The 18,900-nt window shown below is 71.7% G+C and carries 19 protein-coding genes; 2 read left to right on the top strand and 17 right to left on the bottom strand.

The genetic code is table 11. From position 1 onward, the window contains the following. Positions 1-122: 122 nt before the first annotated feature. The gene (locus JW613_RS18265; protein WP_209211881.1) at positions 123-1,970 is read left to right on the top strand and encodes an SGNH/GDSL hydrolase family protein; all 1,848 of its coding nucleotides are present in this window, start codon (positions 123-125) and stop codon (positions 1,968-1,970) included. Between the two features lie 117 nt (positions 1,971-2,087). Here JW613_RS18265 and JW613_RS18260 read toward each other — a convergent pair whose 3' ends face one another. From JW613_RS18260 to JW613_RS18220, 9 genes are all read right to left on the bottom strand, one after another. Further along, positions 2,088-2,867: an exodeoxyribonuclease III gene (locus JW613_RS18260; protein ID WP_209211880.1), complete on the bottom strand. Its 780-nt coding sequence runs from the start codon at positions 2,865-2,867 to the stop codon at positions 2,088-2,090. A gap of 48 nt (positions 2,868-2,915) precedes the next feature. Then, complete coding sequence (locus tag JW613_RS18255) at positions 2,916-3,593, bottom strand: MBL fold metallo-hydrolase (protein ID WP_099885027.1); 678 nt, start codon at positions 3,591-3,593, stop codon at positions 2,916-2,918. After that, positions 3,583-4,881: a bifunctional 3-oxoadipate enol-lactonase/4-carboxymuconolactone decarboxylase PcaDC gene (gene pcaDC, locus JW613_RS18250; RefSeq protein WP_209211879.1), complete on the bottom strand. Its 1,299-nt coding sequence runs from the start codon at positions 4,879-4,881 to the stop codon at positions 3,583-3,585. Before pcaDC ends, JW613_RS18255 begins: the two co-directional genes overlap by 11 nt. Positions 4,882-5,054: 173 nt before the next feature. Further along, complete coding sequence (locus JW613_RS18245) at positions 5,055-5,696, bottom strand: hypothetical protein (protein ID WP_245225889.1); 642 nt, start codon at positions 5,694-5,696, stop codon at positions 5,055-5,057. A gap of 60 nt (positions 5,697-5,756) precedes the next feature. Next, complete coding sequence (locus tag JW613_RS18240; RefSeq protein ID WP_099885026.1) at positions 5,757-6,851, bottom strand: ROK family glucokinase; 1,095 nt, start codon at positions 6,849-6,851, stop codon at positions 5,757-5,759. A gap of 272 nt (positions 6,852-7,123) precedes the next feature. Further along, positions 7,124-7,927 carry an ATP-binding cassette domain-containing protein gene (locus JW613_RS18235; RefSeq protein WP_209211957.1) on the bottom strand — a complete coding sequence of 268 codons (804 nt, stop codon included), beginning with the start codon at positions 7,925-7,927 and terminating at the stop codon, positions 7,124-7,126. 14 nt (positions 7,928-7,941) lie between these two features. Then, positions 7,942-9,033 carry an ABC transporter permease gene (locus JW613_RS18230; protein WP_245225888.1) on the bottom strand — a complete coding sequence of 364 codons (1,092 nt, stop codon included), beginning with the start codon at positions 9,031-9,033 and terminating at the stop codon, positions 7,942-7,944. After that, positions 9,030-10,025 (bottom strand): sugar ABC transporter substrate-binding protein, encoded by a 996-nt coding sequence (locus JW613_RS18225; protein ID WP_209211955.1) that lies wholly within the window; start codon positions 10,023-10,025, stop codon positions 9,030-9,032. Before JW613_RS18225 ends, JW613_RS18230 begins: the two co-directional genes overlap by 4 nt. Before the next feature lie 259 nt (positions 10,026-10,284). Beyond that, positions 10,285-11,004, bottom strand: a complete 720-nt coding sequence (locus JW613_RS18220; protein WP_307865942.1) for a GntR family transcriptional regulator — start codon at positions 11,002-11,004, stop codon at positions 10,285-10,287. Between the two features lie 144 nt (positions 11,005-11,148). Between JW613_RS18220 and JW613_RS18215 the strand changes: the two genes are divergently transcribed. After that, positions 11,149-12,174, top strand: coding sequence for a Gfo/Idh/MocA family protein (locus JW613_RS18215; RefSeq protein ID WP_209211878.1), 1,026 nt, complete (start codon positions 11,149-11,151; stop codon positions 12,172-12,174). Positions 12,175-12,246: 72 nt separating this feature from the next. Here the strand turns inward: JW613_RS18215 and JW613_RS18210 are convergent, their stop codons facing one another. From JW613_RS18210 to JW613_RS18180, 8 genes are all read right to left on the bottom strand, one after another. Next, positions 12,247-12,741 carry a GNAT family N-acetyltransferase gene (locus JW613_RS18210; protein ID WP_209211877.1) on the bottom strand — a complete coding sequence of 165 codons (495 nt, stop codon included), beginning with the start codon at positions 12,739-12,741 and terminating at the stop codon, positions 12,247-12,249. A gap of 67 nt (positions 12,742-12,808) precedes the next feature. Next, the gene (locus JW613_RS18205; RefSeq protein ID WP_209211876.1) at positions 12,809-14,038 is read right to left on the bottom strand and encodes a cytochrome P450 family protein; all 1,230 of its coding nucleotides are present in this window, start codon (positions 14,036-14,038) and stop codon (positions 12,809-12,811) included. 63 nt (positions 14,039-14,101) lie between these two features. After that, positions 14,102-14,755 (bottom strand): bifunctional 4-hydroxy-2-oxoglutarate aldolase/2-dehydro-3-deoxy-phosphogluconate aldolase, encoded by a 654-nt coding sequence (locus tag JW613_RS18200; RefSeq protein WP_209211875.1) that lies wholly within the window; start codon positions 14,753-14,755, stop codon positions 14,102-14,104. Between the two features lie 80 nt (positions 14,756-14,835). Next, positions 14,836-15,765 carry a sugar kinase gene (locus JW613_RS18195; RefSeq protein WP_209211953.1) on the bottom strand — a complete coding sequence of 310 codons (930 nt, stop codon included), beginning with the start codon at positions 15,763-15,765 and terminating at the stop codon, positions 14,836-14,838. A gap of 207 nt (positions 15,766-15,972) precedes the next feature. Beyond that, a complete protein-coding gene (locus JW613_RS18190; RefSeq protein WP_209211874.1) occupies positions 15,973-17,268 on the bottom strand; it encodes a cytochrome P450 in 1,296 nt (431 codons plus the stop codon). An 89-nt stretch (positions 17,269-17,357) separates the two neighbouring features. Continuing rightward, positions 17,358-17,492, bottom strand: coding sequence for a hypothetical protein (locus JW613_RS36410; protein WP_280635191.1), 135 nt, complete (start codon positions 17,490-17,492; stop codon positions 17,358-17,360). Between the two features lie 127 nt (positions 17,493-17,619). Next, positions 17,620-18,177, bottom strand: a complete 558-nt coding sequence (locus JW613_RS18185) for a GNAT family N-acetyltransferase (protein ID WP_209211873.1) — start codon at positions 18,175-18,177, stop codon at positions 17,620-17,622. 182 nt (positions 18,178-18,359) lie between these two features. Further along, positions 18,360-18,791: a guanyl-specific ribonuclease gene (locus tag JW613_RS18180; protein ID WP_209211872.1), complete on the bottom strand. Its 432-nt coding sequence runs from the start codon at positions 18,789-18,791 to the stop codon at positions 18,360-18,362. Between the last annotated feature and the right edge of the window lie 109 nt (positions 18,792-18,900).

Below are 18,900 nucleotides of genomic sequence, written 5' to 3'. Positions count from 1 at the left end.
AAGCCGCCCGGCTTGGGCTGCCGGACACCTTGACGCCGCGTCAGAGCCTCCCTAATTTCACCCCGCCCCGGTGGAATTCGGGGTGCACTCAAGGCCGTTGGAGTCCCACGAGAGGGCATCACGTGCGCAGACGTACCTGGATCAGATCCCTCACCGTCCTGGTGGCCGCCGTATCCGCGACGACACCGACCCTGGTGGCGACCGCCACCGCGCAGGACCGCAGGCAGCCGACCGCACAACCGACCGCCCCCGCCGCCGATCGGGCCCTCCCTCTGGAACGCCTCTACGACAACCGCGCAGTCAGCGACGATGCCGACCCCGGCGCCGCCGACTTCGACGGCGCGGGCCGCTCCCTGTCCGCACAGGACCTCAAGGCCGCCGGCTGGGCCCCCGGAACCCGGCTCGATCTGGACGCGGCACAGCTGCGCTGGCCCGACCGGGCTCCCGGCCACCCCGACAACGTACGCGCCGACGGCCAGCGGGTCCGCGTCGGCGGACGCGGCGACGCCCTCTCCTTCCTGGTCGCCGCCACCTCGCCGCACGGCGCGGCCGACGCCGTGCGCGGTAAGGGCACCGTGCGCTACCGGGACGGCTCCCGCAGCGCCTACACCCTCACCGCGGGCGACTGGCGCGGCGGCCCGCTCGCCACCAAGGCCGTCGCCCTCCCCCACCTCAACACCCGGCACGGTGGGCAGCTCGACGAGAAGGCGCGGCTCTACGCCGTCACCGTGCCCCTCGAACGCGGCCGCCAGGTCAGCTCCGTCACGCTGCCCCGCGATCCGGGCGCCGACGCCGACCTGCACGTCTTCGACATCGCCGTACGCCCCGGGAGCACCGGCTGGACCGGCAGCTGGTCCGCCAGCACCGGCGGCTACACCGGCACCGGGCAGTGGCGGGACCAGACGCTCCGGCTGGTGGTGCACACCTCCGCGGGCGGGCCGCGGGCCCGGATCCGGCTGGAGAACACCTTCGCCGCCGAGCCCGTCCGCATCGGCCACGCCTCCATCGCCGTGCAGAAGGACGGGGCCACGGCGCACCGGCGCCCGACGCCCCTCACCTTCGACGGCGGGCACGCCGGAACCCGCATCCCCGCGGGCGCCAGGGCCGTCAGCGACCCGGTGGGCTTCGACGTACCCTCCGACACCAATCTGCTGGTGAGCATCCATCTGCCCGACCCCGTGCCCGCCGCGCCCGTGCACAGCAAGGCGCTGCAGAAGTCGTATCTGAGCGAGGGCGGCAGCGGTGACCGTACCGGCGAGACCGGCGGCGGCGCCTTCACCCGCTCCCTGACCATGTGGCCGTTCCTGACCGGCGTCGACGTCCGGGGCGGACCCGGCTCGGTCGTCGCGCTCGGCGACTCCATCACCGACGGCGTCCGCTCCACCCAGGGCGCCAACCGCCGCTGGCCCGACGTGCTGGCCGGCCGGCTGCTGGCGCAGAGCGACGTGCCCAGGCTCGGCGTCCTCAACCACGGGATCTCCGCCAACCGCATCGTCACCGACCGCTATCCGGGCGACGGCGTCAGCACCGACACGGCGGGGGTGAGCGCCCAGCACCGGCTGGAGAGGGACGTCCTCGCCCAGACCAACGCCAGGACGGTGGTGCTCTTCGAGGGCATCAACGACGTGCGGTGGGGCGCCTCGGCCGAGGAGGTCATCGCCGGGATGAAGGCCATCGCCGCGCGGGCAAAGGAGCGTGGGCTGCGCGTCGTCGTGGCGACGATCACGCCGTGCGAGGGCTATCACGACTGCACGGCGCAGGTCGACGCCAAGCGTACGAAGGTGAACGCGTTCGTACGGGAGAACGGCGGCCATTTCGACGCCGTGCTGGACTTCGACAAGGTCGTACGGGACCCCTCGCACCCCGCGCGGATGCTGCCGAAGTACGACTCAGGGGATCATCTGCACCCCGGCGACGCCGGGTTGCGGGCCCTCGGGGAGTCGATCGATCTTCGGCTGCTCACCGGCTGAGCCCCGGTGGCCGGCAGGCGGTGCCCCCGGGGCCCGCGTGCCGGCCCTCGGGCCGCCCGCGCCGCCCGTCCCGGCCGCACGCCCTTCGAGGGGCGGGTGACCGGGACGGCGACCGGCTCACAGCTCCAGGTCGACGACGACCGGGGCGTGGTCCGAGGCGCCCTTGCCCTTGCGTGCCTCACGGTCCACATAGGCGTCGGAGACGGCGGTCGTGAAGGCCTCGTTCCCGTAGACGAGGTCGATCCGCATACCGCGGTTCTTCGGGAAGCACAGCTGCCGGTAGTCCCAGTAGGTGAACGGCACGTCGTACTTGAGCGGGCGGGGGTGGACGTCCGAGACCCCAGCCGCCTCCAGCGCGGCCAGCGCTTCCCGCTCGCGGGCCGTCACATGGGTGGAGCCCGAGAACTCCGCGATGTCGTGCACATCACGGTCGGTCGGCGCGATGTTGAAGTCGCCGAGGACGGCGAACGGCGTCGCGGCCGAGGCGAACTTCTCCGCGGCGTCCCGCAGGGCGGCCAGCCACTCCAGCTTGTACTCGTAGTGCGGGTGCCCCACCTCGCGCCCGTTGGGCACATACAGGGACCACACCCGCACCCCGCCGCAGGTGGCGGCCGCGGCGCGGGCCTCGACGACGCCCTCCCACTCGGGCGCGCCGGGCAGGCTGAGCGCCGGGTCCTCGATGCCCACGCGGGAGAGGACGGCGACACCGTTCCAGCGGCCTTGCGCGCTGACGACCGACTCGTAGCCGAGCGCGCGCAGCTCCTGCTGCGGGAAGGCGTCGTCGGACACCTTCAGCTCCTGCAGACAGAGCACATCGGGCTGTGCGGACTCCAGCCACTGTGTCAGGCGGGGCAGCCGGGCCGTTATCGAGTTGACGTTCCAGGTGGCAATACGCATGCAGACTCCGTCGGGGGTCACGGGGGTCTTCCCCCGGGAGCATGCAGGCTACCGCGCCAGTCGGACACCCTCCCCCGACCGGAGGTGGTCGTGAGCGGCGCCACCCGTTCCAGGACCGCCCTCACCCAGCATCCGGTTCAGCACGCCCAGCCCGTTGTCGTTGAGCAGACCGTCGTGGATGTCGTAGACCTGCGCCGGGCTGACGGCGCGCACATAGTCCAGGACCTCGGAGAACTTGTTCCACGGGGCGTGCATCGGCAGCAGCAGCGTCTTGACGGGGCGCTCGGGGACGGTGAGGGCGTCGCCGGGGTGGAAGACCAGGCCGTCGACGACGAACCCGATGTTGGTGATCCGGGGGATGTCGGGGTGGATGACGGCGTGCAGCTCGCCGTGCACCTCGACCTCGAAGCCCGCCGCCTCGAAGGTGTCGCCGTGGCCGACGGTGTGGACGCGGCCGGGGAAGGCGCCGGAGATCTGCTCGGCGACGCTGCGCAGCGTCCAGATCCGGGCCTCGGGGTTGGCCTCCATCGCGGCGCGCAACCGCAGCTCGTCGAAGTGGTCGGGGTGCTCGTGCGTGACCAGCAGGGCGTCCGCGCCCAGGGCGGACTCCTGCTCGCTGAAGCCGCCGGGGTCGATGACGAGCGTGCGGCCGCCCTTCTCCAGGCGGACGCAGGAGTGCCCCTTCTTGGTGAGCTTCAGCGGGGTGTCGTTCGCGTCAGTTCCCATGGGGCTCATTCTCCTCCTCGGCCTCCTTGCGGTCCTCCGGAGTGGTCTCCTCCCGGATCACGCGCTGGGCGACGGCGAAGGCCGAGTTGGCGGCGGGCACCCCGCAGTAGACGGCGGTCTGGAGCAGCACTTCCTTGATCTCGGCGGGGGTCAGCCCGTTGCGCAGTGCGGCGCGGACATGGAAGGCCAGCTCTTCGTGGTGGCCCCCGGCCACCAGCGCCGTCAGGGAGATCACCGAGCGGGTGCGCCGGTCGATGCCGGTGCGGGTCCACACCTCGCCCCAGGCGTACCGGGTGATGAAGTTCTGGAAGTCCTCGGTGAAGTCGTCGGTCGCCTCCAAGGAGCGGTCGACATGGGCGTCACCGAGCACCTCGCGGCGTACCTTCATGCCCGCGTCGTAGGCGTCGGTGCGCAGGGCGGCCCGCTCGCCGGACTCCAGCTCGGCGACGGCGGACGCCTGCGGCGGCACGGGGCTGATCACGGGGGCCGGGGCGGGGGGCCCGGCGGCCGACTCCTGCCAGGTGGTGGTGAAGTGCCGGATGAGCAGATCGGTGACCGCGCCCGGCTGCTCGACCGGTGTCAGATGGGAGGCGCCGGGCACGATGGCCAGCCGCGCGTCCGGGATACCGGCGACCAGCGCGCGGGCCTCGGCGGGCGGGGTGACCTGGTCCTCGGCGCCGGCGACGACCAGCGTGCCGACCCCTATCCGGTCCAGCGAGTCCTTGACGTCGAAGGACGCCAGCGCCTCGCAGGCGGCGATGTAGCAGCCGGGATCGGTGGTGCGCACCATCTGCACCGCCCATTCGACGATGGCGGGCTGCGCGGCGGCGAAGCCGGGCGTGAACCAGCGCTCGGGGGTGGTGCGGGCGATCGGGTCGAGTCCGTTGGTACGGATGACGACCCCGCGCTGCCGCCAGCTGTCGGGGGTGGCGAAGCGGGGCGAGGAGGAGATCAGCGCGAGCGAGGTGACGCGCTGCGGGGCCCGCAGAGCGAGCTGGATGCCGATGGCGCCGCCGAGGGAGCAGCCCGCGTAGCCGAACCGCTCGATGCCCAGCCGGTCGAGGGTGGCCAGCAGCCGCTCGGCGTAGGCGTCGGCCGAGTCGGCGGAGTAGGCGGGGGAACCGCCGTGGCCGGGCAGGTCGAACCGCAGCACCCGCCAGTTGCGGGTCAGCTCGGGGATCTGCCGGTCCCACATGTGCCAGGTGGTGCCGAGGGCGGGGCCGAGAACGAGTACGGGCGCGTTGTCGGGTCCGTCGGTCCGGTGCTGGAGCGTCTGGGCGGGGGTCACCGTGCTTCACCTCGGGCAGGCGTTCGGGACAGGGTGGGGGATGGGCGGCCGTTACTCACGCGTTCACGCTATCGAGCGGTGCGCGGGCCGCACCGCGCGGGGGCGCCCGCAGCGACCGGCCGAAAGGGCTTGCGGCGGCGGTGTGCGCGGGGGGTGGAGAAAGTGTGCGGGACTCAGAACTCCGTGGTGGAGACCACGTAGACCCGGGGCCTGCTCTTGTACGTCATATCCACAGTGATCGCCAGATCGGGCTCGCTCCTGGGCTGCTCGATGCGGATGCTGCGGTAGTGGCTCTTGGGCTCGTCGAAGCGCCAGCCGACCCGAGTGGCCTTCTTGTCGCTGATGGCGACCTCGCCCTTCGTCAGCTGTGACCCGCTGCTGCCGATGTCGGCGAAGAACTCCTTGAGCCGCTTGGGGCTGGTGCGGAACTGCACCCACATCGTGCTCTTCTGCCATGCGTTCGCCTCGTAGAAGGCCACCCGGGTCGCCGCGGGCGGGACCGGGATGTCGTAGATGCGCTGGCTGACCCTGGGAGGCCGCGCGTAGGTGAGGTTCGTGGCGGCTGCGGCGCGCTCCTTGTCCTTGCCGCTGGCGCGGCTCTGGAACGCGGACTGCACCAGGTAACCGCTCGGCAGCGCGATGAGCAGCACCACGATCGCCAGTACGACGACGCGGTGCCGGGGCCGGTGCGGGGGGCGCTCTCCCCGGGCCTGCGGGCGGGCGGCCGGGTGCCCGGCGGTGGCCGGTGAAGCGCCCTCGGGCCCGTCGGGCTCGTCGGGCTCGTGGGAAGGGGAGCTGTTATCCGTGTGCGGCATGGCGCTGGGCGTCTCAGAGGGTGTGGTGGATTGTGGTCGGGGCGGCCGTCCGGGCCCTGCTCACTGGCCGACGGCCCGGCGCAGATTGTCCGCCGCCCGCTCGTAGCGCTCGTAGCGCTCCAGCCGGCGGCGGTTGGCGCGCCGGAAGCGGCGGGCCACCAGCCGGGCGAGGTCCGCGGCACCGACCATACCGGCCTCGGGCCCCAGTTGTGCCTTCACGATACGGGCCTCGGGGCGGTAGCCGCGCCCCGTCAGCTGGCGCCGGAACGCTTCTCTGGCGGGGTCGATCAGCAGTTCGTCGGCCGCGCTGACCCCGCCGCCGACGACGAAGCAGGAGGGGTCCAGCGCCGCGGCGAGGTTGGCGAGCCCCACCCCGAGCCAGGAGCCGACCTCGTGGAACAGCTCCGTGCACATGGCGTCACCGGAGCGGGCGAGCTCCGTGATGAGCGGCCCGGTGATGTCACCGACCTGGCCGCCCACCCGGTCGATGATGCCGTAGGCGACGGGCGACTCGGCGGCCGCCAGCTCGCGGGCCTCCCGTACCAGCGCGTTCCCCGAGCTGTACTGCTCCCAGCACCCTCTGTTGCCGCACGGGCAGCGGTGGCCACCGGGCACCACCTGCATATGGCCGAACTCCCCGGCCACCCCGTACTTGCCGCGCTTGACCCGGCCGTCCTCCAGGATGGCGCCGCCGATGCCCGTACCCAGCGTGATCATCACCAGATGGTCCTCGCCACGTCCCGCGCCGAACCGCCACTCCCCCCAGGCCGCGGTGTTGGCGTCGTTGTCGACCATCACCGGGACGGCCAGCCGGGCGGTGAGCGCGTCCTTGAGGGGCTCGTCCCGCCAGGCCAGGTGCGGGGCGAAGAGCACCCGCGAGCGGTCCGCGTCGATCCAGCCCGCGGCGCCGATGCCGACGGCGTGCACATCGTGCCGGTCGGACAGGTCGAGCACCAGCTCGGCGATGGTGTCCTCGACGACCTTGGGGCTCTTGGACTTCTCGGGCGTCTCGGCGCGGACCTTCTCCAGGATCGTCCCGTCCGCGTCGACGACACCCGCCATGACCTTGGTGCCGCCGATGTCGATGCCGACGGTGGGAACGCGGGGTGCCGACAGGTGTGAGCGCCGCTCACGGGTGCTGACGGTCCTCAGCACGCTGGGGCTGGGGCCCGTCCGCCGTCGGTAGACCCTGTCTGCTCGCTGGAAGCTGTCCGCGTTCAAGAGTGGTCGTCTCTCTGGGAGGGGTCCTAGGGGCGCGCCCGATTCTGCCAGGGATCAACCGTACGCCGTCCACCGTGCGCCCGGGGGCTCCACCCTGGAGATCGGGCCCCTGCGCACGGCGGCGCCGAGGGGCCCGACGGGAGCCGGGGGCCCGACGCGGGAGCCGAGCGGAGCTGCCCGGCCCCCTCCCGTCCGGTGGGCCCGGTTCAGCGCCGCAGCTCGTGGCTGAGCTCCTCCAGCTCGCTGCCTCCGGCCATCTGCCGCACGAGCTCTTCGAGCTCCAGCTCGTCCTTCTCGTAGGCGCCGGCCATGGCACCCCGCTTGAGCAGGACGAAGCGGTCCCCGACCAGGTAGGCGTGGTGCGGGTTGTGGGTGATCAGCACCACGCCCAGCCCGGCGTCCCGGGCCGCGGCGACGTACTTGAGCACGACGCCGCTCTGCTTGACGCCGAGCGCGGCGGTCGGCTCGTCCAGCACCAGGACCTTCGCCCCGAAGTGCACGGCGCGCGCGATGGCCACCGACTGCCGCTCACCGCCCGAGAGGGTGCCGATCGGCTGGTCGACGTCGCGCAGATCGATCCCCATGCGCAGCAGCTCGCTGTGTGTGGTGCGCCGCATCCGCTGGACATCGAGACGGCGCAGCGGCCCCCGGCCGACGGTCGGCTCGGAGCCGAGGAAGAAGTTGCGCCACACGGGCATGAGCGGGACGACGGCCAGGTCCTGGTAGACGGTGGCGATGCCGCGGTCCAGCGCCTCGCGCGGGGAGGCCAGCCGGGTCTCCTCGCCCTGGATGCTGAAGGTCCCGCCGTCGTGCTGGTGCAGCCCTGAAATGATCTTGATCAGAGTGGACTTGCCCGCACCGTTGTCACCGAGCACACAGGTGATCTCCCCGGGGTGCACCCGCAGCGAGATGTCCTCCAGCGCGCGGATGTTGCCGTAGAACTTGCTGACGCCGGCCAGCTCGACGAGCGGGGCGTCGTCGTGCGGCTGCGGGTCCTGGGTCGCGTTCATGTCTTCGGTCGCGTTCATCGGGTCGCCTCCGCCCGCTTCCGGATCCACGCGTTCAGCAGCGTGGCGAGCAGCAGCATCGCGCCGAGGAAGAACTTGAACCAGTCCGGGTCCCACTGCGCGTAGATGATGCCCTTGTTGGCCATGCCGAAGATCAGGGCGCCGACGGCGGCGCCCACGGCGGAGCCGTAGCCGCCGGTCAGCAGACAGCCGCCGATCACGGCCGCGGCGATGTAGATCAGCTCGTTGCCGACGCCCTCGCCGGACTGGACGGTGTCGTAGTTGAACAGCAGGTGCTGGCCGGAGACCCAGGCGGCGAAGGCGACACCCAGATACAGGCCGATCTTGGTGCGGGCGACCGGGACGCCGACCGCGCGGGCCGCTTCGACGCCGCCGCCGACGGCGAAGATCCAGTTGCCGACATTGGTGCGCAGCAGGATCCAGGTGGCCACGGCCACCAGCGCCAGCCACCACACGATGGTGATCTGCAGGTTCACGCTGCCGATGGTGAGGGTGGAGGCGAAGACGGCCTTGGCCGAGTCGAAGCCCTCCATGTCGCTGATGCTCTTGGTGGTGACGGTGCCGCTGATCAGCTTGGTCAGCCCGAGGTTGAGGCCCGTCAGCATCAGGAAGGTACCCAGCGTGATGATGAAACTGGGCAGTTTCGTGCGGGTGAGCATGAAGCCGTTGAAGAACCCGATGGCCAGCGTGACCAGCAGCGAGACCCCGACACCCACCCAGGTGTTGGCCGTCATCTGATAGCTGAACATCGACGAGGCCAGTGCGGAGGACGTCACCATCACACCGGTCGACAGGTCGAACTCTCCGCCGATCATCAGCAGCGCCACCGGCACCGCCATGATCCCCAGGGTGGAGGAGAAGTAGAGGACGGTGGAGAGGCTGGAGGGGCGCAGGAAGCTGTCGGCGACCAGTGCGAAGAAGATGAACAGCGCGACGGCGCCCACCACGGCGCCCAGCTCAGGGCGCCGCAGCAGTCGCACCGGCAGCGAGCGGTGCACCAGGCGTTCGTCGGACGTGGGCGGCCGAGGGGAGGAGTTCGCGGGCTCCGTGGATCCGTCCGGGCCGCCCGGCTGGGTCGTGACCGTCATCGGGTGCCCCGCTTGGTGAGCTTCTCCAGCTTGCCCGCGTCCTTCTTGGTGAGGATCTGCGGCCCGGTGAGCACCGGCTTGCCGCCGCCGAGCATGTCGGCGTTGTAGCGGTAGAGCCACAGCAGGTCGACCGCCTCGTACCCCTGCATATAGGGCTGCTGGTCGACGGCGAAGCCGATCGTGCCGTCCTTGAGCCCGGCGGCGACCTTGTCGTTGAGGTCGAAGGTGTCGATCTCGGCCTTGCTCCCGGCGTTCTTCTTGGCCTGCGCCGCGGTGGCCGCGAAGGGTGCGCCCAGCGTGACGACGGCGTCGACCTTCTTGTCGGACTGGAGCTTGGCCTCCACCGACGACTGCACGCCCGGCATGTTGGTGCCGTCCACGTACAGGTTCTTGACCTTGCCGTCGAAGGTCTTCTCGATGCCGTCGCAGCGCTGCTCGTGGCCGACGTTGCCCTGCTCGTGGATGAGGCAGATGGCCTTCTTCTTGCCGCGCTCGTTCAGCTCGCGACCGACGGCCTCGCCCGCCAGCCCTTCGTCCTGACCGATGTGGGCCAGGGCGCCGAAGTCCTGCGAGACGTCCTGGCCGGAGTTGATGGTGATGACCGGAATGCCCGCCTTGACGGCTTTCTTCACCACCCGCTTCATGGCGTCCGGCTTGGCCAGGGTGACGATCAGGCCGTCCACCTTCTTGTCGATCGCCGTCTGGACGAGCTGCGCCTGCTTGCCGGCTTCCTTGTCGTGCGAGTAGAGGAACTCGATGTTGTCCTTGGCGGCGGCCTGCTTGGCGCCGCTCTGCACGATGTCCCAGTAGGTGTCGCCGTCACCGGAGTGGGTGACCATGGCGAACTTCCAGCGCGGGGTGGTGACATTGGCCTTGCCGGAGGCCGCCTGCTCGCGCGCCTCCTCCGCCCGCTTGCCGCCAGTGCTGCTGCACCCGGCGAGCGCGCCCACCGCGATGATCGTCGCCGCCACCGCGGCCCCCGTCGCGCGTATGGATCTGCGGGACGTACGGGACCTTCGCCGGGACCTCTGCACGCTGGCCACCACTTCTGCTCTCTCGGTACGGATACGGTCGGGAACCGCCCTGGATCTTCGCACAAGTATCCGCCACGGTGGCCGGAAACCATCCGACGGGTCCGCCCCCGCCCGGCCTGCCCCGGATTTGTAGCGCCGGGGAGGGTGACCGTCAACGGGGTCGGCGCCAGGCTCTCTCACACTCACAGCACACCTCTCGGCAACTCTCGGCAGCGCTTCAGGGACGTACCAGCAACTGGAAGTCGAAGGAGTAGCGGGACGCACGGTAGAGGTGGGAGCCGTACTCGACGGCCCGCCCGGTGTCGTCGTACGTCGTGCGCTGCATCGTCAGCAGCGGCGCCCCCTCGTCCTCCCCCAGCAGCCGGGCCTCGGCCGCGTCGGCGACCCGGGCGCCCACGGTCTGCCGGGCGGAGTGCAGCGTCACACCCGCTCCGCGCATCAGCCGGTAGAGCCCCGTCGTCTCCAGCTCGGCCTCGCCGGGAGCGAGCAGGTCCACCGGCAGATGGTTGCGCATATGGGCCATGGGCTCGCCGTGCGCCAGCCGCAACCGCTCCACCAGCCGCACCTCGGTGCCCTCGGGCACCGCCAGCGCGGCGGCGACCTGCGCCGTCGCCTCCTGCACGGTGTGCCGCAGCACCTGGGTGGCCGGACGCTGACCGGCCGCCTCCAGATCGTCGTAGAGGCTGCTCAGCTCCATGGGCCGCTTGACCTGGCTGTGCACGACCTGCGTGCCGATGCCCCGGCGGCGCACCAGCAGCCCCTTGTCGACCAGGGACTGGATGGCCTGCCGGACGGTGGGGCGGGACAGCCCGAGGCGGCCCGCCAGTTCGATCTCGTTGCCCAGCAGGCTCCCCGGTGCCAGCTTTCCGCGCTCGATGGCGCTCTCCAACTGCTGGGAGAGCTGGAAGTAGAGCGGTACGGGACTGGCACGGTCCACACTGAGCTGCAGGTCCACCGGATCATTCTTGGCCACGGAGGGGAGCGTAGTGCTCTTCCGTTCCACCGGGAACCGTACATTCGATTGTCAGGACGAAAAGACAAAACGTTGACAGCGCCGAGTGGGACGCGCCAGCGTAGGGCCATGCGCATCGGACTCATCGGCACCGGCCGGATCGGAACCCTGCACGCCCGCACGCTCAGCGCGCACCCGGAGGTGACCGAACTGGTGGTCACGGACGCGGACGCGATGCGCGCCGTCGAGGTCGCCGCCGCCCTCGACGCCACCTCGGTACCCAGCGTCGCCGAGCTGTTCTCGCTGGACATCCACGCCGTCGTCATCGCCTCGGCCACCGCCTCGCACGCCGAGCTGATCCGGGCGGCGGCCCGGCGGGGGCTGCCCACCTTCTGCGAGAAGCCGATCGCACTCGATCTGGCGGGCACCCGGGAGGCGCTCGCGGAGGTCGAGGCCGCCGGCACCCTGCTGCAGATCGGCTTCATGCGGCGCTTCGACGCCGGATACACGGCGGCGCGGGAAGCGGTGCGCGCCGGCCGGCTGGGACGGCTGCACACCGTACGGGCGCTGACCTCGGACCCGGCGCCGCCGCCCGCCGAGTACCTGCCGCACTCGGGCGGGCTCTACCGGGACTGCCTCGTCCACGACTTCGACGCCATCCGGTGGGTGACGGGACGCGAGGTCGTCTCCGTCTACGCGACCGGCTCCGACGCGGGAGGGGCGATGTTCCGCGACGCGGGCGACGTCGACACCGCCGCCGCACTCCTCACCCTGGACGACGGCACCCTGTGCACGGCCACCGCCACCCGGATGAACGGAGCCGGCTACGACGTGCGGATGGAACTCGCGGGCGAGCTGGACCAGTTCGCCGTCGGGCTGGACGCGCGCACCCCCCTCACCTCGCTGGAGCCGACCGCCACCTGGGCGCCGGACAAGCCCTGGCCCGGCTTCCTCGACCGCTTCGGCCCCGCCTACGAGGCGGAGGTCGCCGCCTTCGTGCGCGCCCTGCGCGGTGAGATCCCCAACCCCTGCGACGGCCGGGAGGCCCTCGCGGCCCTGCTGACGGCGGAGGCCTGCGAGTTGTCACGCGCGACGGGCACCCCTGTGGAGGTGGCCACCCTGGACACCGCGGCCGCCCCCGTCCCCGCCGACTGAGCCGCCCGGGGCCGACTCGGGCCACCGGGCGCGGGCGCGGCGGGCAGGCGCGGGTGGCCTGGAGGTAGTGCCCTAGAGCGGCTTGACCATGAAGACGCAGGCGTCGGCCACCCGGTGGGCCACCCCGGCCCCGTCCTGGTAACTCCAGCAGTCCAGGTACGGCAGGGAGGCGTGGTAGCCGAGGCGGCTGTAGAGCGCGCTGGCGCGCGGATTGTTCTTTTCCACGCCGAGACCGATGGCCTGGCAGCCCCGCCCCGTGGCGAGGCGCTCGGCCTCGTGGATGAGGGCGGTGCCGACGCCCAGCGAGCGCAGCGTCTCCGGCCACCCGCCGAGCCCGTTGACCTCCGGACAGCCGGGGTGCGCTGCCCGCACTTCGGGTGCCTCGCACCCCTCCCAGCGGACCTCGCAGCTGCCGACCGGACGCCGTTCCCGCCAGGCGACGAGGAAGGTGGCGCGGCCCTCCTGCTGCCGCGCGTAGCGGGCCCCGTGGTGCGAGGCCGCCCCGCGGAACGGCATGTGCTGGTCGAGCAGCTCTAGGTCTTCTTCCCGGCACTGACTGATCCGCATGCCGGTAGCCTACGAGCCCGGCCGGGACCGCCGTCCGCGCTTCACAACTCGTCCCCGACCGGCCCGGTCACCCGAAGCGCACCGGCAGGCTCGTCACCCCGCGCAGCACCGTGCCCTTCCGCCATTCCAGGGCGGCGGGGTGGGCGTCCAGCTCCAGCCGGGCCGTACGCTCCAGCAGTTGCTCGAAGGCGACCCGGGCCTCCAGGCGGGCCAGTGGGGCGCCCAGGCAGAAGTGGATACCGTGGCCGAAGGCGAGGTGCCCGCGTGCCTCGCGGCGGATGTCGAAGCGGTCGCTGTCCGGGAAGCGGGCCGGGTCGCGGTCGGCGTCGGCCAGTACGGGCAGCACGAGCTGGCCGTCCCCGGGTATCAGCGTGCCGCCGATCTCGACGGGTTCGAGGGTGAAGCGGTAGGTCGACACCTCGACGGGGCCGTCGTAGCGCAGCATCTCCTCCACGGCTCCCGGGATCAGCGCCGGGTCGGCGCGCAGCGCGGCGAGCTGGTCGGGGTGGCGCAGCAGCGCGAGGGTGCCGTTGGCGATGAGCCCGACCGTCGTCTCGTACCCGGCGATCAGCAGCAGCCAGGCCGTGCCGAGCAGTTCGTCGGTGGACAGCCGGTCGCCGTCCTCGTCGCTCGTGCGGATGAGCGTGCTCAGCAGCTCGTTTCCGGGCCGGGCGCGCTGCCGCTCCAGCAGCCGGCTCAGATAGTCGCCCAGCGCCTGTACCGAGGCGAGCTTCTCCTCCTCGGGCGCCGCGCCCAGCACATGGTCGGACCACTCCTTGAAGCGTTCCCGGTCCAGGTCGGGCACGCCCAGCAGCTCGCAGATGACCGCGATCGGGAGCGGGAAGGCGAGCGAGGCGACCAGGTCGGCCCGCCCGTCGGGGCGGGCCAGCATGGCGTCCAGCAGTTCTCCGGTCAGCTCGCGGATGCGCGGTTCCAGCGCGGCGACATGGCGCGGGGTGAACTCCTTGGCGAGGAGCTTGCGCAGCCGGGTGTGGTCGGGCGGGTCGCTGGTGAGCATATGGGTGCCGGGCGCGATCGCCAGGGTTCCGGCGTCCGGCCCCGCGTTGGCCCAGCTCTTGGAGAGGCGTTCGTCGTTGAGGGCCGCCCGCGCCACGTCGTGGCCGACCACCAGCCAGGCCAGCGCCCCCTCGGGGGTGCGGACGCGGTGGACGGGGCCGCGTCTGCGCAGTGCGGCGTAGAAGGGGTAGGGATCGCGGACGAAATCGTCCCCCAGCGCCGCGAGATCGACGACGCCGTCGGTGTCCGGCACCGGTTCCAGCACGCTCTGGTCAGCCATACGGCGAGCGTAGAAGCCGCTCTTGGGAACTTCATCGGTGCGTTTTCGGCCAGTGCTCCCGGCTCAGTCGGAGGTGCCCTTGCTCTTGCCGGGCGCCGCGTCCTCCAGGCGCTGGAGCAGTTCGGTGACCCGCTTGGCCACCGTCTCCCGGTCGTCGCCCTCGGTGAGCGCGGAGCCCATACCGCAGGCCACGGCACCGGCCGCGATCCACTCGGGTGCCGTGTCGACGGTGACGCCGCCGGTGGGCAGCACGGGAGCCTGCGGCAGCGCGGCGGTGACGTCCCGCAGCCAGCCGGGGCCGTGCAGGGACGCGGGGAAGAGTTTGAGCCCGTCGGCGCCCAGCTCCAGCGCCCGCACCATCTCGGTGGGGGTGGCGACCCCGGGGAAGACGGGCACGCCGTAGCGGTGCCCGGTGCGTATGACCTCCTCGTCGAGGCTGGGTGAGACCAGGTAGCGGGCGCCGGCGTCGACGGCCAGGCGGGCCGAGGCGCTGTCCAGCACGGTGCCCGCGCCGATCACCGAGTCGTCGCCGGTCTCCCGGCGCAGGGTGCTGATCGCATCCAGCGCGTAGGGGGTGGTCAGCGAGATCTCCAGGCTGGTGATACCCGCGCCGAGCAGGATGTCGGCCGTCGCGGTGGCCTTTTCGTAGCTGTCCGCGCGGACGATGGCGATGACGCGCTGTTCCAGCGCGGCTCTGGTGATCTCCCAGCGGTACACGGCAGTTCGCCGCCTCTCTTGATCAGTCGGATGTCAGCCGGGCCCTCGCCGTACCAGGCCGTACGGGGCGGGTGGTGCTCTCAGCGGTGCACCGGGTCGGCGCCGCTCAGGAACGCCTCCAGCGCCCGGTCGCGCGAGGCGGCCGTGGGCAGCCCGTCGGTGTCGCCGGGCGCCTGGACGACAAGCGCCGCCACACAGGCGGCCTCGGCCAGCGCCCGCTGGTGATCGAGGCCGCGCAGCCGGGCCGAGAGCCAGCCGGCCGCGAACGCGTCTCCCGCGCCCACCGGGTCGACGACCGGCACCTCGAAGGGCGGCTGTCGCCACTGGCCTTCGGCGGTGTGGGCGACCGCGGTGTGGTCCCGGTGCTTGATGACGACGGTGCCTGCGCGGCCGAGCGTCAGCAGTGCCTTGGCGCCTTCGTCGGGGCCCGCGCCCAGCAGCAGTTCGATCTCGTCCTCCCCGGCGAGGACGAGATCGGCCTCGCGCAGCAGCGGTCCGACGCGGCGTATCCACTCGTGGTCGGTGCCCAGCTTGCGGCGGACGTTGGGGTCGAAGGAGACGGTGGCGCCGGTCTGCCGGGCGCCTTCGATGAGGGCGTAGGTGGCCTGCTCGGCGTCCTCGGAGAGCATCGGTGTGATGCCGGTGACGTGGACGAGCCGTACTCCGGCGAGGGCTTCTGGGGTGATCTGGGCGGGGCTGAGCAGGGAGGCGGCCGAACCGGCACGGTAGTACTGCACATCGATGGCGCGCCCGGGGTGGCTGTCGCGCAGCAGCAGACCGGTCGGCGATTCGGGGTCCATCTCGGCGCAGGAGACGTCGACTCCGTCGGCGCGCAGCTCCCGCAGTACGGCCTCGCCGGCCGGGTCGTCCCCGACGCGGCCGATCCAGCGGGCCCAGTGCCCCAGCCTGGCGAGCCCTGCCGCGACGTTGGACTCGGCACCTGCCACGGAACGCCGGAAGTGCGTCGCTCGTTCCAGTGGGAGGCCGGGTTCGGCGAGCATCAACAGCATGGCCTCACCGCAGGTAACCGCCTCCGGGCCGTTTCTCACCGGTAACTCCCCATATCTACCGCCCATGCATCACTCTCTGTGGGGAACGTTACCCGTTTACGCCGGGTAAGCCACCCCCGGGTGGCGGGACACCTTGGGCAAGGACCGAACGTTACCCGCAAAGCGGCGACCGTCGTCCCATTACAGGACAACGGCCGCTTGATCTTCTCAGCTCCGCGGGGTCGCCCGTAGCCGCAGACCGACGGGGGTGAGGGCACCGAAAGTGGCGATCCGGTGGCTGGGAACGGGCCCGGGCGGCTCGCTCAAGTGGTAGCGGCGGGCGGTCTCGGCGGCGATGAGCGTCAGCTCGGCGAGTGCCATCGCGGTGCCCTCGCAGGCGCGCGGCCCGGTGCTGAAGGGCAGAAAGACGCCGGGGACGACGAGGGAGCCGGACTCGCCCAGCCAGCGTTCGGGGCGCAGTTGGAGAGGGTCCGGGTGCTGTGCCGGATCGCGGTGGGCGGTGTACGGACAGACCAGCACCGTGGTGTCGGGCTCGACGGGGTAGCCGCCCAGCTCGGCCGGGGCGGTGGCCCTGCGGGCCAGCAGCCAGTTCGGCGGATACAGCCGCAGCACCTCGCGGACGACTGCCTGGGTGTAGCGGAGTCGGTCCAGGTGGGCGCCGGTCACCGCGTGCGGGTCGGCGGGCAGGGCGCCGGCCTCGGCGGCAACGCGGTCTGCCACCCGAGGGTGCCGGGCGAAGGTGAGCAGGATCCAGCCGACGGCCCGGGTCGGCGTCTCCGCGGTGGCGACGATCAGCCCGGTGAGGCTGTCGATGATCGCGGCGTCCGGCAGCAGCCCGTACTGCGACGACGGGCGGAGCATCTGGCCCAGCAGATCGTCCCCGAGTCGGCCCGTTGTCCGGCGCCGGTCGATCACGGCACGCAACTCCGCGTCGAAGACGGCCTGTTGCCGGGCCAGGAAGCGGCGCGCGGGCGTGGGCACCCACGGCGGCAGGGGCCAGGAGTGGATGATCTGCTCACGGGCCTCGGCGAGTCGGGCGCCCGCAGCCTGGAGACGCTCCGCGTCCCCGGAGAACAGATAGCGGCTGCCGATGCCGGCCAGCACCCGCTGGGCCCGGGGCAGTACGGAGAGGTCCTGACCGAGCGGCCAGTCGGCGGCGAACTGCGCGGCGCCCGGGGCGATGTCGCCGATCCGGGCGGCCACCGCCTTCGGCCGCAGCGCGCGCATCCGTGCGGCATGGCCGTGTGCCCGCTCGGTGGGCCCCGGCACGGACCCGTCCGGGCGCTTCGCGGGGAGAAAGGTCCCCGGAGTGGTCTCGTACTCGTACGTCGTCCGCCGAAGCACCGTCTCGCACGGACCGGCCGTGGCGGCCACGTATACGCCAGGTGCCAACTGCCATACGTCCCCGCACTGCTGGGCGGCCCGCACCGCCACGCCCAGCCGGTCCCGCCGCCACGCCGCGGGACCGGCCTGGCTCCTGGGCGGTTGCGGAGGCTTCCGCATCCGGCTCATCTTCGGCCCTTTCCGCTCCGGCGTCGCAGGCCCACGCCGTCGCCCCGGGCCGCCCCGGGGCCTGACGGCGTGGACGGTCCTCAGCGCCAGTAGAGACGGTAGGCACCGTACTGGCGGGATACGTGCAGTTTGCCCATCAGCTTCTTGATCATGGTGATGCTCCTGTCCTCGTGCCGTTTCCGGCTCCCTTTCGTCTCCTCGAACCGAGACGTCACAAACCCTCCTCCCCGAGTTCACATCCGGAGACACGGCTTCAGGGCGGCGCTCGGGAGCACCGCGGCGGCGTCGGAGATCAGGAGAAGAGCGGAGTACCGGCCGCGTACGCCGCCCGGGTGGGTGACTTCACCGTCGCTGTTCCGTCTCCGCACCGGCGGCCGGCGACGACCAGCGGTAGTAGCGCATGAGCTTGCCGCTGTAGGGGAACGGAGCTTCCTTCTCGAAGACGAACCCATGCGCGTACATGACCGTCCTCTCCACGTAGTCGAGAGCGGGATGGTCGGCTTCCACATGTCCGGTGAGGGTCACAGGTCCGGGACCGGCCTGCGCCCGGGTCAGCACGGCCGCGGCCGCCTCGCGGCAGTAGCCCCGGCCCCAGTGGCGGCGGATGAGTACACCGGCGATCTCGGGGAGGTCGTCCTCGTCGGGACACAGCCCGCACAGGCCGAGGACCGCACCGTCGCTGCGGCGCACCACCGTGTACATGGCGTAGCCCCGCTGTTCGTACTCGGCAGCCGACTCCCGGAGTATGCGGAGAGTCTGTTCGCGGCTCCAGTGCGCCTCGGTTCCGATGTTCTTCAGCGCGCCGGGGTCGTTGTACAAGGCTGCGAGGGGGTCGAGGTCGGAGTCTTCGGGGAGTCGGAGAAGCAGTCGCTCGGTGGTCATCCGCCGGGGCGTCAGCACGGAGGTGCTCCTTCACATGGCCGGTAGGCGGCGCACGTTGTCTCTCCGTGAGCGGGGCACGAGAACCTCTCCTCGGGCGAAAACCCCACGAAGGAGGTAACTGCGGGCGGGTGGGCGCCGGAGACACGAGTGTGCTCCGCAGCCGAGCCGCGGAGCACATCCCGTATGTCGCGCTGTGGGGGTCAGCAGGTGTGGTCGACCAGGTCGAAGGACTCGTAGTGGTCGGCGGTGTAGTAGTCCTCCTGCTCCTTCTCCCCGGTGACGATGCGGCGCGCTCCGCGATCGTCGGAGCCCGGGGTCTCGACGGTGTACTCGTGGTAGTAGCCCTGGCTCTGGTCGGGCAGGATGCCTTCGCGGTTCTCGAAGACGGTGCCGTCCTGGGGATAGGGGTAGGGGCCGCCCTGCTCGATCAGGTCGAGGGTGTCGTGGGCCTCGGGTGGGAGCTTCGACTCGCAGATGTCGCCGACGGCGGTGATCTGCGGTGCCGCGGCCACGGACTGCGCCATGGGGGCGGCGGACGCGGGGGCGGTGGTGAGGGCGGGTGCGCCGACGAACATCGCGGCGGCGAGGGCTCCGACGGCACCGATACGGCCAAGACGTGGGGGGAATCTCATGCCACCCCATGGTGACGCGCGTAGATGGCGTGTCAATGCCAACTCGCCGAATTTTGCCGGGCGTTCACACCCCGGTCGACAGGACGGCCGATGACTCCGGAGGGGCGGC

The sequence above is a fragment of the Streptomyces smyrnaeus genome (assembly GCF_017676345.1).
Taxonomy (GTDB): Bacteria; Actinomycetota; Actinomycetes; order Streptomycetales; family Streptomycetaceae; genus Streptomyces; species Streptomyces smyrnaeus.
This window is presented reverse-complemented; position numbering and strand designations above follow the sequence as displayed.

Excerpts from the sequence above, each read along its gene's own strand:
- JW613_RS18245 (WP_245225889.1), bottom strand. The coding sequence starts at position 5,696 with ATGCCGCACACGGATAACAGCTCCCCTTCCCACGAGCCCGACGAGCCC.
- JW613_RS18210 (WP_209211877.1), bottom strand. The coding sequence starts at position 12,741 with ATGCGGATCAGTCAGTGCCGGGAAGAAGACCTAGAGCTGCTCGACCAG.
- JW613_RS18255 (WP_099885027.1), bottom strand. The coding sequence starts at position 3,593 with ATGGGAACTGACGCGAACGACACCCCGCTGAAGCTCACCAAGAAGGGG.
- JW613_RS18235 (WP_209211957.1), bottom strand. The coding sequence starts at position 7,927 with ATGAACGCGACCCAGGACCCGCAGCCGCACGACGACGCCCCGCTCGTC.
- JW613_RS18180 (WP_209211872.1), bottom strand. The coding sequence starts at position 18,791 with ATGAGATTCCCCCCACGTCTTGGCCGTATCGGTGCCGTCGGAGCCCTC.
- JW613_RS18260 (WP_209211880.1), bottom strand. The coding sequence starts at position 2,867 with ATGCGTATTGCCACCTGGAACGTCAACTCGATAACGGCCCGGCTGCCC.
- JW613_RS18215 (WP_209211878.1), top strand. The coding sequence starts at position 11,149 with ATGCGCATCGGACTCATCGGCACCGGCCGGATCGGAACCCTGCACGCC.
- JW613_RS18205 (WP_209211876.1), bottom strand. The coding sequence starts at position 14,038 with ATGGCTGACCAGAGCGTGCTGGAACCGGTGCCGGACACCGACGGCGTC.
- JW613_RS18190 (WP_209211874.1), bottom strand. The coding sequence starts at position 17,268 with ATGCGGAAGCCTCCGCAACCGCCCAGGAGCCAGGCCGGTCCCGCGGCG.
- JW613_RS18195 (WP_209211953.1), bottom strand. The coding sequence starts at position 15,765 with ATGCTGTTGATGCTCGCCGAACCCGGCCTCCCACTGGAACGAGCGACG.
- JW613_RS18230 (WP_245225888.1), bottom strand. The coding sequence starts at position 9,033 with ATGACGGTCACGACCCAGCCGGGCGGCCCGGACGGATCCACGGAGCCC.